The organism is Pseudolactococcus insecticola (genome assembly GCF_011170065.1).
Taxonomy (GTDB): domain Bacteria; phylum Bacillota; class Bacilli; order Lactobacillales; family Streptococcaceae; genus Pseudolactococcus; species Pseudolactococcus insecticola.
This window is the reverse complement of sequence record NZ_BLLH01000007.1, coordinates 1-12,365: the sequence shown is the minus strand read 5'-3', so window position 1 is coordinate 12,365 and position 12,365 is coordinate 1. Positions and strand designations below refer to the sequence as shown.

Here is a 12,365-nt window from a genome sequence, read left to right as displayed (position 1 = left end):
GTTATCCTTTCGTAGTTGCTTGTGCGCTTTGATTTTGTTCTTGTTCTTGATTGCGACGGAGCCATTTGAGTGCGCCTGATGGGCATGAGTTTACGACGGCAATTGAGTTTTCAGTGGATTCGCCGTTGTCTGTGATGATCCAAGGCCTGCGGCCGACTTCAAAAACGCCAGCATCACCACGTACGCAGTTACCGACGTGGGCACAGATATCCTTGTGATAGAAAATATCAAGTTCGTCACCATAATATTTGCGATACCCCAAGGCGAGTAGTTCTTCCTCGGTTACAGCATCACCATTGACTTGATTTCCTTGCATGATTTACCTCTTTCTTGTTTTCCTTCATTTTTTCAAATATAGGAAATTTTCATACATTCATTATAACATTTTATCCTGCACTTGAAAAATAGATAGTTTTGCGGTAAAATTTGACTATGGCTTATAAAAAACAAAAAAAGACGACTTTTCAAAAAGTCGTCATGGTAATCGTATGGCTGATGTTGATTCTGACGATTTTTGCAGCAATAGCAACGGCAGTATCAGTCTTTCTTTAATCGACTTTGTCCCCGTGACAAGGTCTTTTTTTTTATACTAAATTTGATATAAAGGACTTGCCTGAACATGGCTCGTGTCAAATACTTTGACATCATTTTTGGCGTCAATGTCGTGTTGCATGAGTGTATTTTCCATGGTCATATGCGCCAGTTCTTTGAGATTGTTTTCCTGACTGCGGTGACCCAGCAGGATTTTTTTGGTTTTATTGCCAATGACTGAAAGTGCTGTGCCAGCGCCATCCTCGTTTGATAAATGGCCGTGATCAGACAAAATACGCTGTTTCAGGCGCCAAGGATAGTTGCCCATGCGTAAAATTTCGACATCATGATTGCTTTCCATGAGATAAGCGTCGGCATTTTCAATCGTTCCACGCATGCGATCACTCACGTAGCCTGTGTCAGTCAGCATGACAAAACTCTTATCATCTTTCATAAATTTGTAAAATTGTGGCGCCGCCGCATCATGACTCACGCCAAAACTCTCAATATCAATATCGCCAAATGTCAGCATTTTTCCCATGTCAAAAATATGTTTCTGGCTAGGATCAATCTTGCCACAAGACTCACCAATCGCCTGCCAAGTATCAGCATTGGCATAGAGATCCATCTTGTACTTGCGGGCAAGCACGCCAAGGCCAGCAACGTGATCCTTGTGCTCGTGCGTGACAAGGAGGCTGTCAACATCAGAGAGACTGCGGCCAATTTCGTTCATCAGACCTTCTATTTTTTTGCCAGACAAGCCGGCGTCAACCAAAATCTTACGCTCAGGCGTTTCGATGTAAGTGACATTACCTGTTGAGCCACTGGCAAGGATGCTGTATTTGAAACCTTTTTCTTCTGTCAATTTATCTTCTTTCATTGTGTGAATTCATCTAGGTTAGTCGTGATCTGCCCAGTCGTCAGTATCAGAGCCGTTTTCAGCGTCATCAAGCGGTGCATAGGGGAGAACAACTGTAAATGTTGTGCCATGTTTACCATCAGACTTTGCCCAAACGAAGCCGTCGTGCATCTTGACGACGTCACGGACGATGGCAAGCCCAAGGCCTGAGCCGCCTTGTTCGCGGCTTCGCGCCTTATCAACACGGTAAAAGCGGTCAAAAATCTTTGGCAGATCTTTTTTAGGAATTCCCATCCCTTCATCAGAAATCTTGAGCAGGATTTGCGTATTGGTCTGCTCTAGACTGACCGTGATATTACCACCGTCAGGGCTGTATTTGATGGCATTATTCATGAGATTATCTATGACTTGGCCCATCTTATCGGTATCAATTTCCATCCAGATCGGCTGCAAGGGAATTTGACGAAGGATTTTGAAAGTTTTTTGGTCTTCATCAGAAGTGCCAACGATTTGGTCAAAGCGATTAAGCTGAAAATGAAGAAAGGCAACAACATTGATCACTTCTTTTTCGAGGGCAATGGTATCAGAATCCATGCGAGACAAGCTTACCAAGTCGCGAATCATCCGAATCATCCGGTCGGTTTCTTTGAGTGAAACTTTGATAAAGCCTGGTGCGATGTCAGGATCGTTGATTGCCCCCTCATCAAGCGCTTCGAGATAGGATTTGACTGAGGTTAATGGCGTGCGTAATTCGTGAGAGACGTTTGACACGAAAAGTCTGCGCTCGCGCTCATTTTTTTCCTGCTCAGTGACGTCATGTAACACAGCCACAACCCCTGAAATAAAGCCAGATTCACGACGAAAGAGGGCAAATTTTATCCGCAGAGTCGTAAACTCGCCCACAGAATTTTCAGAGTCAAGCATAATCTCTGGCTCAGACTCAAGCAAATCTCGAAAAGTATAGTCAGCAGAAATATCAAGTGCATCAACGATTTTTCGAGATAAAATATCTTTTTCTTTGACGTTGAGATACTCAAGTGCAGCAGCGTTTGCAAGGACAATCTTGCCTCTGCGGTCAGTTGCGATGACACCGTCTGTCATGTAGGTCAAGATGCCGTTGAGGCGTGTGCTTGAAGACTCAAGCGTTTCCTGAGCATGTTCAGTCTTCTCGCCGAGATTAACCACCTGCTCATAAAGCCGATTGATTTCAGTGTTACCGGGGATTTGCTTTCTGACGGAATAGTTTTTTTCCGTAAAATCATCAATCTGATCAGAAATCTGCCCCAGACCGACGGAAATGCGGGAAATGAACCAGACCATCAAAATCAGCGAAATGCCATAAAAAATACCAAGTCGCGTGAAAGAGTCGTGGTTGCTGAGAAAGCCTTCTGCGTTCCAGGTAAACAGCATTGAAAAAAGCAGTAAATGCGAGATTACCGCTTTAAAAAGGATGGTGCTAGTAAAAGGGAGTTTATTTTTCATTTGGGTCACTCAGATAGTAGCCAACGCCGCGTCGTGTTGCGACGTATTCAGGACGGCTAGGGGTGTCTTCAACTTTTTCACGCAGTCTACGGATGGTCACATCGACCGTGCGCACGTCACCAAAATAGTCATAACCCCAGACCGTTTCAAGCAAATGCTCGCGCGTCATGACCTCACCTACATGTTGCGCGAGATAATGCAATAACTCAAACTCTCGGTGGGTCAGATCAATGTGTTTATCGTTTTTATAAGCGGCATATTTTTCTGGGGCAATGGTGATGTTACCAATGCGAATTTCTTTTTTGTCATTACTGGCAGTCGCATCAGGCGTCAGATTAGAACGACGCAGATTTGCCTTGACACGTGCTAAGAGCTCGCGATTTGAGAAAGGTTTTGTGACATAGTCATCTGCCCCGAGCTCAAGGCCAATTACCTTGTCAAATTCACTATCTTTTGCTGACACCATGATAATCGGTACTTCTGATGACTTTCTGATCTCACGTGCGACTTCTAGGCCGTCTTTTTTTGGCAACATCAGATCAAGCAAGATCAGATCAGGTGACTCGGCAACAAAAACTTCAAGTGCTGCTTCGCCATCAAATGCGGTCAGAACCTCATAGCCTTCTTTTGTCAAATTGAACTTGACAATGTCTGAAATAGGCTTTTCATCGTCAACAACGAGTATTTTTTTCATAGCAGTTTCCTCATTCATTAGTAGCTCTATTATAACGTTTTTTAGCATTTTCATCAATGATTTGCCATTTGGAAAACGTTTTCTAAAACAGATTGCAGTAAAAATTGTTTGACAATTCAGAAAATACGTGATAAAATAGGGTCATGTTATAACTTATAACACGAAAAAATGATAGGAGTTGAAAATGCCACTGATTGAATTCAAAAATGTCGATAAGTACTATGGCGACTACCACGCGCTGAAACATATCAATCTGGAAATAGAAGAAGGACAAGTTGTCGTTTTACTAGGACCTTCAGGATCTGGTAAATCAACCTTGATTCGCACGATAAATGCCTTAGAAGGTATTGAGTCGGGCGAGCTTGTGGTCAACGGACACCATATTGATCATGCCAGTAAAAAAGATTTAGTTGAGCTTCGCAAGGAAGTTGGCATGGTTTTCCAACATTTTAACTTGTATCCACATAAAACGGTGCTAGAAAATGTTACATTGGCACCCACACGTGTCCTCAAACAAGAATTACGTGACGCAAGTAAAACAGCTGAAAAATATTTGAAGTTTGTCAATATGTGGGATAAAAAAGACGCCTTTCCAGGTCAGCTATCTGGTGGGCAAAAGCAACGTGTCGCAATTGCGCGTGGCCTTGCCATGAATCCAAAGCTTTTGCTCTTTGATGAACCGACATCAGCGCTTGACCCTGAGACAATCGGCGATGTGCTTTCAGTCATGCAAGGACTTGCAAAAGACGGGATGAACATGGTCGTTGTCACGCACGAAATGGGCTTTGCAAGATCTGTTGCCGATCGTATCATTTTCATGGCGGAAGGTGAGATATTAGAAGATACAACAGACGTTGCAGGCTTCTTTGATAATCCACAAGAACCACGTGCTAAGCAATTCCTCAGCAAAATCATCAATCACTAAAATATAGGAAATATAGGAGAAAATATATGAAAACATCAGTAAAAGTATTAGCCGGAATCGCAGCAGCATTTGCTGCTTTTAGTCTTGCAGCATGTGGCTCATCTAAAGATGACGCCTCAAAATCAGCAACAGATAAGATTAAAGACAAGGGCAAAATCGTCTTTGGTGTCAAACAAGACGTACCAAACTTTGGTTACAAAGACCCTAAAACAAATAAATTTACAGGTGTTGAGATCGATATCGCAAACCAAATCGCAAAAAGTCTGGGTGTCAAAGCTGAATTTGTACCCGTTACTGCGCAAACACGTGGTCCTTTGCTTGATAACAAACAGGTTGATGCAGTTATCGCAACCTTTACCATCACTGATGAACGTAAAAAAACGTATAACTTCACAACGCCGTATTTCACAGATGAAGCTGGTTTCTTGGTCAATAAATCATCAAACTTCACTGACGTGGAAGATTTGAACGGTAAGACAATCGGTGTGGCACAGTCTTCTTCTACAAAAGAAGGCCTTGAAGCCTTGGCAAAAGAAAAAGGTATTTCATTCAAATATGCTGAGCTTGCTGACTATCCGACACTTAAAACAGCCTTGACATCTGGTCGTATTGCCGCATTTGCCGTCGACAAATCAATCTTGTCTGGTTATGTTGATAGCAAAACTGAGATTTTGGGTGAAGGGTTCGCACCTCAAGAATACGGTATCGCAACTAAGAAATCAAACACTGAACTTGCAAGCTACCTCAACAAAGAAGTGAAAACACTCAAAGACGACGGCGAACTTAAAAAATTGACTGCCAAATACAACCTGACTGACGCAACTGCAAAATAAGGCGTAGCTAAACAGGAACAAGTACTAGAAAGGTAATATATGAGTCCTTTTGCATTAGAACGCTGGCAGGCGTTTTTCTCAGACTTCGGGCAGTTCGCCAAGGGATTTCTCTACACGCTAGAGATTTCCATTGGCGCGTTGCTCTTAGCCATGTTGCTAGGTGTGATTTTCGGGTCGCTATCTGCAACACGAAATAAAGTCCTGCGTGCGATTAGTCGTGTCTATGTGGAAATTTATCAAAATACACCACTCTTGATTCAGTTTGTTGTGGTTTATTACGGTTTTCCATTGCTCAACAAACATCTGGTCATTTCAGCCTTTTGGACGGCCATCATCTGTGTGGGGCTCTATCATGGTGCCTATATCGCAGAAGTCATTCGCTCAGGTATCGAAGGGGTGCCAAAAGGGCAAACTGAGGCTGCTGAGTCACAAGGTTTTACCTATGGTGAAACCATGCGCTTGATTGTCTTGCCGCAGGCAGTTCGGATGATCTATCCGCCACTGACAAACCAGATTGTCAACTTGATCAAAAATACATCAACTGTTGCCATCATCTCAGGGGCTGACCTCATGTTTACAGCCAAGTCATGGTCTTCTATGAACATGAACTACATCCCAGCTTTTGTGGGAGTCGGTGCCCTTTACTTTATTTTATGTTTCCCGCTCGCATCACTTGCGCGTCGCATGGAAGAAAAGAACAAAAACGCTTACAGTGTCGGTTAGAGGGGGGAAAAGATGAGTTTAGCACAAGAAGCATCACAAGTTTTTACCGCGACAAATATCCGTTTTCTCTTTCAAGGTTTGGGACTGACACTATTTATCGCCTTGATTTCGATTGTTTTGTCAACGATTTTCGGCACGGTTTTAGCCGTTTTGCGAAATGGTAAAAATCCATTTTTGAAGTTTATCGCAAGTTTTTATGTTGAGGTTGTCAGAAATGTGCCCAACTTGCTGTGGATTTTCGTTATTTTCTTGATTTTTCAAGTTAAGTCAGTGCCTGCGGGGATTATCTCATTTACAGTCTTTACAACGGCTGCGCTTGCAGAAATCATCCGTGGCGGGCTAAATGGTGTGCCTGAAGGACAAACCGAGGCTGGTAAGTCACAAGGGTTTACAGATTTGCAAATTTTGACCAATATCGTGTTGCCACAGGCCATTCGCAAGATGTTGCCTGCGATTATCTCACAGTTTGTGACAGTGATCAAGGATACGTCATTTTTGTATTCGGTTATCGCCTTGCAAGAATTGTTTGGTAACTCACAAATCTTGATGGGACAATATTTCCAAGCGGGTCAAGTGTTCATGTTGTACGGTTTTGTGGCGGTGATTTATTTTGTCATCAACTTTGCCATTTCACAAGTGTCACGTCGCTTGCAAAAATCATGGGCTAATTCGCTGGAATAGTCTTGAATCAGTTTAAAAATGATAAAATAGAGCCGAGAGGTTCTTTTTTTGTAGAAAGAGAAAGTAAAAATGAACGAGACATTTATCGAGATTTACAAAGAAATAGAAGCATTTGCCAATAAAAAATTTAACCAAACAGGCAAGTACATGCCGATGTCGCAGCTGACAGATGAGTTGATTGAGCATGTTGCAGGTGCAAAGGACTTTGCTACAGATTTTGAGCTCTTCAATAATCTGAGAAACATGATGCAGCACAAGGCTTCTGACAAGTATTTTCTCATCCAGCCTGAGGTGGTGGACTTGATACGGCATGTTTATGAGGTGATTACACAGCCCTTAACTGTGGGCAGTTTATTTCGCTCGGAAGTGATCTTTGTGCCGTCAGATGCCGCATTTTCAGATCTGATGACGCTCGTCAGAACGCATCATCATACGCAGTTTCCTGTTGTCAAAAACGGTCGCGTACTTACGACACAGCTTATCACGGCAAATGCTATCGTTCACAGCTTGTCAGAAAATCCAAAAGCAGCACCAACAGTTGAGCAGATACTTGAAAACTCACAAGCAGTTATCCGATTTATCAAACCTGATGACTCGATATTCACAGCAGAAAATAGGCTACTTGATGAGATGAAAACAGGTCAGAAATCAGTTGTTTTGCTAATAACTGAGGTGGAAAATCTGCAAACACTCAAACCGTCAGATGTGCTTGGGGTGATAAATATCACGGATTTGCCTAAAATTTTGTCCCAAAAATGATTTAGTTTAAACATGTCTATTAACAAGAAAAAATGATATAATTTAAACATGTCTATTAACAAGAAAAAAGGTATTTTGATAAGCTTGGAGGGGCCTGAGGGCGCTGGCAAAACAACGATTTTACAGGAGATTTTGCCCCATCTTGAAAAAAATGGCGCTCAAGTACTCACGACACGTGAACCTGGTGGGATTCGGATTGCTGAAAGCATTCGCGAGATTATCCTTGCACCTGAAAATACCGCAATTGACGGCAAAACGGAGTTGCTGCTTTTTGCTGCAGCGCGCAGACAACATCTTAATGAAAAAGTGTTGCCAGCGCTTGCGGCGGGCAAAGTCGTCGTGATTGACCGTTTTATCGACTCATCTGTCGCCTATCAAGGCTATGCGCGTGGGATTGGCGTCGCAGAGACGATGGCAATCAATGACTTTGCGACAGACGGACTGCTACCTGATCTGACGCTGTATCTTGATGTGGCAACTGAGATTGGGCTTGCACGTGTCATGACGGGTGATCGCGAGATTAACCGTCTGGACTTAGAAGCCGCTGAGATGCACCGAAAAGTGCGTGCAGGCTACCAAAAAATCGCAGCTGAAAATCCAGATCGTGTCAAAACGATTGATGCTGGACAGTCTATTTCTGAGGTGGCAGAGGCTGCTATGACTGCGATTACAGCCAAATTTCCGGAGATTTTTTGATGACAATTTCTGAGTTGCAACCGGCGCTTTATGCCCGATTTGCAAAAGTTCTGCAGGCTGATATGCTGCACCATGCTTTTCTATTTTCAGGCGGGTTCGGAGCGATGGAGATGGCGCTGTGGCTGACGAAATCACGCTTTTGTACCAATTTGACGGACGGTTTGCCTTGTGGTGTCTGCAGGGAATGTAGGCTGATTGCTGACAATGATTTTACGGATTTGCATCTCGTGAAACCTGATGGTCAGACGATTAAAACTCAGCAGATACGCGATTTGTTGCTGACATTTTCACAGTCTGGCTATGAAACCAACCGCCAAGTCGTCATTATTGACGGTGCTGAAAAGCTACATGTCAATGCAGCAAATGCGCTTTTGAAATCAATTGAAGAGCCTGAGTCTGAAATCTACATTTTTCTATTGACGGCATCTGAAAATATGGTGCTTGACACGATTAAGTCACGGGCACAGGTCATTACATTTCCACATCAGACGCAACTCATCCAGCAGCATTTAGAAGCAGCTGGGACGCTGAAAACTGATGCACAACTGATTGCGCAAGTGACAAATTCACTTGAATCAGCGCAAACATTGGCAGAGGATAAGGCATTTTTGACCAGCCTTAAACAGATTGAAAACTTTGCAAAGACACTTGTCAGTAACAAAGACGAGGCATTTTTACAGGTTATGGGCCTTGCCGCAAATTTTAAGGACAAGTATCAGCAAGGCTTAGTATTTGAGCTGCTTAGCATTATCCTAGTTAAACAGCGCCAGTCGCAGCTTGCTCAAAAAGTGTTTATGGCGCAAAGCTATTTCCGTGCCAATGTCAACTTTCAAGCTAGCCTAGAAAAAATCGCTTTATAAAAATAGAGAGAACATATGAATTACGAAATCAAATTCGCCCATGGCGAAGAAAATATATTTGTGACCAGTAACAGCAGCTATACAGTGAGCGAAACGGTCATTGTCAAAGGTGAAAAAGGCAAGATGATGGGGCAGGTTGTCCGTGAAATTGCGTCAGAACTTGATGTAGATGGCTACATTGTCGCAAGTGCTAACTTGCTTGATTTTGAGTTATCTGACAAGGTGACGGCGGCTTCTGATGAGGCAAAAACCACTGTCAAAAAGCTTGTAAAACATCATGCCCTTGATATGAAAATCATCGAAGTCAAGTACACACTCGACTATAAACGCCTCTATGTCAGCTTTACAGCGGAACATCGGGTGGATTTTCGAGCGCTTTTGAAAGATTTAGCTAGCACGTTTAAGACGCGAATTGAGCTGCGTCAGATTGGGCCACGTGATGTAGCAAAAGCTTTCGGTGGTTTAGGACCTTGCGGACGTCCACTTTGCTGTGCGGAGTTCATGGGCGAATTTCCAAACGTCAGCATCAAAATGGCGAAAAACCAAGCGCTTTCACTCAATCAAAATAAGCTCAACGGCCTGTGTGGCAGACTGATGTGCTGCCTGAGCTACGAAGATGACTTTTACCGCAAGGCGCGCAAAAACTTTCCTGACTTTGGTGATACAGTCGTCTCATCAGATGGTCAGGGTCGCGTTATTGGCATGAACGTGCTATCAAACACCGTCAAAGTCCGTCAGAACAATGTGGTCAAAGACTATGAACTCGCAGAAATAGAGGTGGTTTAATGGCAGATAAAACTCCTTTTTTTGATAATCTATCAGAACTTGAAGAACAGCTAGTTGCGACACTGACGCAGGTTAGCGACATCAAAAGCACCTATCAAAAACTAATTTCCGAAAACACCAGTTTATTGATTGAAAATGCACGCCTGCGAGATCGAATAGCAGAGCTTTCGGACCTGTCAGAACAGGCAGAGTCGACAGCCGACAATCAGGACAAAGCTGCTAAAACTGCAAAAAAAAATCCAATGTCAAATCTACAAGAAATTTACGAGGATGGTTTTCACGTCTGCAGAGATTTTTACGGTCAGCGGCTAGAGCCTGGCGAAACTTGCCTGTATTGTGCGGAGATTTTGTATAGATAATGACAGTAAAAATGAGCTTACAACAGAGTTTCAAGGGCGTTAAAACAGCAGGCACGCTCTATCTGGTGCCAACGCCGATTGGCAACCTTGATGACATGACCTTTCGTGCGGTCGAAACGCTGAAAAACGCCGATCTGATTGCTTCAGAAGACACACGAAACACGCAAAAATTACTCAACCACTTTGAGATTACAACGCCTCAAGAAAGTTTTCACGAGCATAATAGTGTGCTGAAAATGGATAAAATGCTGGATTTTTTGAAGTCGGGAAAAGACATCGCTCAGGTTTCAGACGCAGGGATGCCATCAATTTCTGACCCAGGACATGATTTGGTGCTAGCAGCCATTGCTGAGCAAATTGATGTTGTGGCCTTGCCAGGTGCGAGTGCTGGGATTACGGCGCTGATTGCCTCAGGTATCGCACCACAGCCACACATTTTTTACGGCTTTCTACCACGTAAAAAAGCTGACCAAATCAGCTTTCTGACGGAAAAAATAGCCTATCCTGAGAGTCAGATTTTTTATGAATCACCCCACCGAGTGGCGGCTACCCTTACAAATATGCTCGAAGTCTATGGCGACAGGCAGATTGCCTTTGTGCGTGAGCTGACCAAGGTCTATGAAGAATATCGCCGCGGTAGCATTTCTGAGGTACTTGAAAGCCTTGAAGCGCAGCCAATCAAAGGCGAATGCTTGATCATTGTAAGCGGCTCGTCAGAAAGCAGCCATCAAAAGAAGGATCCGCTTGCTGATTTGTCTAGTCTTGATGCGGTTAAAGCGCTGATTGAACAAGGAGAAAAAACAAATACAGCGATCAAAACCATCGCAAAGTCACGTGGTCTTGTACGCCAAGAACTTTACCAAGATTTCCATGACCTATAAACTCTATTTTGAAAATAGGGTTTTTGTTTTCTGAAAACCCGTCATAAAAAATTCTAAAGTCGGACTAGACCAGTTTTATGGTAAAATTAAGTCTATTAAGATTGAAAAAGAGGAATTTATATGTCATTCAAAAAAGTAGCAGCAGTAGCCACAGTTGGTTTGCTCAGCGTCGCATTTCTTGCAGCCTGCGGCAAAAATGACAGCAAGTCAGATACAAGCAAAACAAAAGTTACAACGATTACCGTTGCACAAACTGCTGACTCAAAACCTTACGCTTATAAAGACGGCGACAAACTGACAGGATTCGATATTGAAGTCCTGAAAGCCGTTGACAAAAAATTGCCAGATTACAAGTTTGACTACAAAACCGTTTCTGACGAAGCGATTTTGACAGATTTGGATGCAGGTCGCAGTCAGATTGGTGCCAATAACTTTGGTAAAACACCAGAACGCGAAGAAAAATACCTGTTTACTTATCCAATTTCTGAAAATGTCAATGCTATCTTCTCAAGCAAGGCAAATAATTACACGTCAATCAAGGATTTGATTGGCAAGAAAACAGAAATCCCTGCCGGTACTAACTATGGTGCGATTTTTGAAGCTTGGAATAAAAAACACCCAGATCAAAAAATCAACGTGACCTACTCTGAACGCCCACTTGCTGACCGTTTAGCAGCCGTTGAGTCAGGCCAAATCGACTTCTTGTTTGCTTCAAAATCTGCCGGTGAAAACTTGGCAAAAGAGCATAACGTCACAGTCGCAAGCAATATCCCAGATTTGACAAAATACCCAACTTTCAAAACTTATGAGTACTATATCTTAGACAACTCACAAGCTAAATTGAAAAAAGAGATTGACAAAGAGCTCAAAGTTTTGTCAAGCAACGGAACACTGAAAAAACTCTCTGAAAAATTCTACGGTGGGGACTATGCACCCGCAGCTGATAATTTCAAATAAACCACAAAAGAACTAGCGTGAAAACGCTTTTTCTTGGTTTGAAAAACCTCTTCGCGACGTTGTCGCAAGTCCAGCGACTATCATTTCTTATCAGAAATATTGTCTACTGTACATAGCGTGGCACGTAATGCGCTAAAGCGCAAAGTGCCAATGCCAAATCGTTAAAGGAGTAGCCAACCCAACGGCTAAGCGGTAAAACCGCCAAGCCACGTTGTGCATAGCTACTTCCCTAAGTTCATCACGACTTCGTCGTTCTTCACTAAAGGAGTAGCCAGCCCAACGGCTAAGCGGTAAAACCGCCAAGCCTGTGCATAGCTACTTCCCTAAGTTCATCACGAC

The 12,365-nt window shown here is 43.1% G+C and carries 16 protein-coding genes; 12 read left to right on the top strand and 4 right to left on the bottom strand.

Annotated elements, in window-relative coordinates; genetic code table 11:
* Window position 1: 1 nt before the first annotated feature.
* A complete protein-coding gene (locus Hs20B_RS06705; RefSeq protein ID WP_172356877.1) occupies window positions 2-316 on the bottom strand; it encodes a (4Fe-4S)-binding protein in 315 nt (104 codons plus the stop codon).
* A gap of 116 nt (window positions 317-432) precedes the next feature.
* On the opposite strand from Hs20B_RS06705, the gene Hs20B_RS06700 reads away from it, so the two are divergent.
* Window positions 433-552, top strand: a complete 120-nt coding sequence (locus Hs20B_RS06700) for a DUF4044 domain-containing protein (protein ID WP_172356875.1) — start codon at window positions 433-435, stop codon at window positions 550-552.
* A 37-nt stretch (window positions 553-589) separates the two neighbouring features.
* Here Hs20B_RS06700 and Hs20B_RS06695 read toward each other — a convergent pair whose 3' ends face one another.
* Genes Hs20B_RS06695 through yycF form a run of 3 tightly spaced genes read right to left on the bottom strand, consistent with a single transcriptional unit; the run spans window position 590 to window position 3,566 of the window.
* Complete coding sequence (locus Hs20B_RS06695; protein WP_172356873.1) at window positions 590-1,411, bottom strand: MBL fold metallo-hydrolase; 822 nt, start codon at window positions 1,409-1,411, stop codon at window positions 590-592.
* Between the two features lie 18 nt (window positions 1,412-1,429).
* Window positions 1,430-2,872, bottom strand: a complete 1,443-nt coding sequence (locus Hs20B_RS06690; protein WP_172356871.1) for an ATP-binding protein — start codon at window positions 2,870-2,872, stop codon at window positions 1,430-1,432.
* Window positions 2,862-3,566: a response regulator YycF gene (yycF, locus tag Hs20B_RS06685; protein ID WP_172356869.1), complete on the bottom strand. Its 705-nt coding sequence runs from the start codon at window positions 3,564-3,566 to the stop codon at window positions 2,862-2,864. Before yycF ends, Hs20B_RS06690 begins: the two co-directional genes overlap by 11 nt.
* A gap of 184 nt (window positions 3,567-3,750) precedes the next feature.
* On the opposite strand from yycF, the gene Hs20B_RS06680 reads away from it, so the two are divergent.
* From Hs20B_RS06680 to Hs20B_RS06630, 11 genes are all read left to right on the top strand, one after another.
* On the top strand, window positions 3,751-4,491 hold the full coding sequence (locus Hs20B_RS06680; RefSeq protein ID WP_172356867.1) for an amino acid ABC transporter ATP-binding protein: 741 nt from the start codon (window positions 3,751-3,753) through the stop codon (window positions 4,489-4,491).
* A gap of 26 nt (window positions 4,492-4,517) precedes the next feature.
* Window positions 4,518-5,324, top strand: a complete 807-nt coding sequence (locus Hs20B_RS06675) for a transporter substrate-binding domain-containing protein (protein WP_172356865.1) — start codon at window positions 4,518-4,520, stop codon at window positions 5,322-5,324.
* Between the two features lie 39 nt (window positions 5,325-5,363).
* Window positions 5,364-6,047, top strand: coding sequence for an amino acid ABC transporter permease (locus tag Hs20B_RS06670; protein WP_172356863.1), 684 nt, complete (start codon window positions 5,364-5,366; stop codon window positions 6,045-6,047).
* A gap of 12 nt (window positions 6,048-6,059) precedes the next feature.
* The gene (locus Hs20B_RS06665) at window positions 6,060-6,728 is read left to right on the top strand and encodes an amino acid ABC transporter permease (RefSeq protein ID WP_172356861.1); all 669 of its coding nucleotides are present in this window, start codon (window positions 6,060-6,062) and stop codon (window positions 6,726-6,728) included.
* A 69-nt stretch (window positions 6,729-6,797) separates the two neighbouring features.
* Window positions 6,798-7,487: a CBS domain-containing protein gene (locus Hs20B_RS06660; protein ID WP_172356860.1), complete on the top strand. Its 690-nt coding sequence runs from the start codon at window positions 6,798-6,800 to the stop codon at window positions 7,485-7,487.
* Between the two features lie 48 nt (window positions 7,488-7,535).
* On the top strand, window positions 7,536-8,183 hold the full coding sequence (gene tmk / locus Hs20B_RS06655) for a dTMP kinase (RefSeq protein WP_172356858.1): 648 nt from the start codon (window positions 7,536-7,538) through the stop codon (window positions 8,181-8,183).
* Complete coding sequence (locus tag Hs20B_RS06650; RefSeq protein WP_172356856.1) at window positions 8,183-9,043, top strand: DNA polymerase III subunit delta'; 861 nt, start codon at window positions 8,183-8,185, stop codon at window positions 9,041-9,043. Before tmk ends, Hs20B_RS06650 begins: the two co-directional genes overlap by 1 nt.
* 15 nt (window positions 9,044-9,058) lie before the next feature.
* On the top strand, window positions 9,059-9,829 hold the full coding sequence (gene ricT / locus Hs20B_RS06645) for a PSP1 domain-containing protein (protein WP_172356854.1): 771 nt from the start codon (window positions 9,059-9,061) through the stop codon (window positions 9,827-9,829).
* Entirely contained in the window at window positions 9,829-10,188 is a 360-nt protein-coding gene (locus Hs20B_RS06640) for an initiation control protein YabA (protein WP_172356852.1), read from the top strand. Before ricT ends, Hs20B_RS06640 begins: the two co-directional genes overlap by 1 nt.
* A gap of 11 nt (window positions 10,189-10,199) precedes the next feature.
* Entirely contained in the window at window positions 10,200-11,069 is an 870-nt protein-coding gene (gene rsmI, locus Hs20B_RS06635; protein WP_172357020.1) for a 16S rRNA (cytidine(1402)-2'-O)-methyltransferase, read from the top strand.
* A gap of 120 nt (window positions 11,070-11,189) precedes the next feature.
* Complete coding sequence (locus Hs20B_RS06630; RefSeq protein WP_172356850.1) at window positions 11,190-12,026, top strand: transporter substrate-binding domain-containing protein; 837 nt, start codon at window positions 11,190-11,192, stop codon at window positions 12,024-12,026.
* Window positions 12,027-12,365 lie beyond the last annotated feature (339 nt).

Excerpts from the sequence above, each read along its gene's own strand:
- Hs20B_RS06705 (WP_172356877.1), bottom strand. The coding sequence starts at position 316 with ATGCAAGGAAATCAAGTCAATGGTGATGCTGTAACCGAGGAAGAACTA.
- Hs20B_RS06700 (WP_172356875.1), top strand. The coding sequence starts at position 433 with ATGGCTTATAAAAAACAAAAAAAGACGACTTTTCAAAAAGTCGTCATG.
- Hs20B_RS06695 (WP_172356873.1), bottom strand. The coding sequence starts at position 1,411 with ATGAAAGAAGATAAATTGACAGAAGAAAAAGGTTTCAAATACAGCATC.
- Hs20B_RS06690 (WP_172356871.1), bottom strand. The coding sequence starts at position 2,872 with ATGAAAAATAAACTCCCTTTTACTAGCACCATCCTTTTTAAAGCGGTA.
- yycF (WP_172356869.1), bottom strand. The coding sequence starts at position 3,566 with ATGAAAAAAATACTCGTTGTTGACGATGAAAAGCCTATTTCAGACATT.
- Hs20B_RS06680 (WP_172356867.1), top strand. The coding sequence starts at position 3,751 with ATGCCACTGATTGAATTCAAAAATGTCGATAAGTACTATGGCGACTAC.
- Hs20B_RS06675 (WP_172356865.1), top strand. The coding sequence starts at position 4,518 with ATGAAAACATCAGTAAAAGTATTAGCCGGAATCGCAGCAGCATTTGCT.
- Hs20B_RS06670 (WP_172356863.1), top strand. The coding sequence starts at position 5,364 with ATGAGTCCTTTTGCATTAGAACGCTGGCAGGCGTTTTTCTCAGACTTC.
- Hs20B_RS06665 (WP_172356861.1), top strand. The coding sequence starts at position 6,060 with ATGAGTTTAGCACAAGAAGCATCACAAGTTTTTACCGCGACAAATATC.
- Hs20B_RS06660 (WP_172356860.1), top strand. The coding sequence starts at position 6,798 with ATGAACGAGACATTTATCGAGATTTACAAAGAAATAGAAGCATTTGCC.
- tmk (WP_172356858.1), top strand. The coding sequence starts at position 7,536 with ATGTCTATTAACAAGAAAAAAGGTATTTTGATAAGCTTGGAGGGGCCT.
- Hs20B_RS06650 (WP_172356856.1), top strand. The coding sequence starts at position 8,183 with ATGACAATTTCTGAGTTGCAACCGGCGCTTTATGCCCGATTTGCAAAA.
- ricT (WP_172356854.1), top strand. The coding sequence starts at position 9,059 with ATGAATTACGAAATCAAATTCGCCCATGGCGAAGAAAATATATTTGTG.
- Hs20B_RS06640 (WP_172356852.1), top strand. The coding sequence starts at position 9,829 with ATGGCAGATAAAACTCCTTTTTTTGATAATCTATCAGAACTTGAAGAA.
- rsmI (WP_172357020.1), top strand. The coding sequence starts at position 10,200 with ATGAGCTTACAACAGAGTTTCAAGGGCGTTAAAACAGCAGGCACGCTC.
- Hs20B_RS06630 (WP_172356850.1), top strand. The coding sequence starts at position 11,190 with ATGTCATTCAAAAAAGTAGCAGCAGTAGCCACAGTTGGTTTGCTCAGC.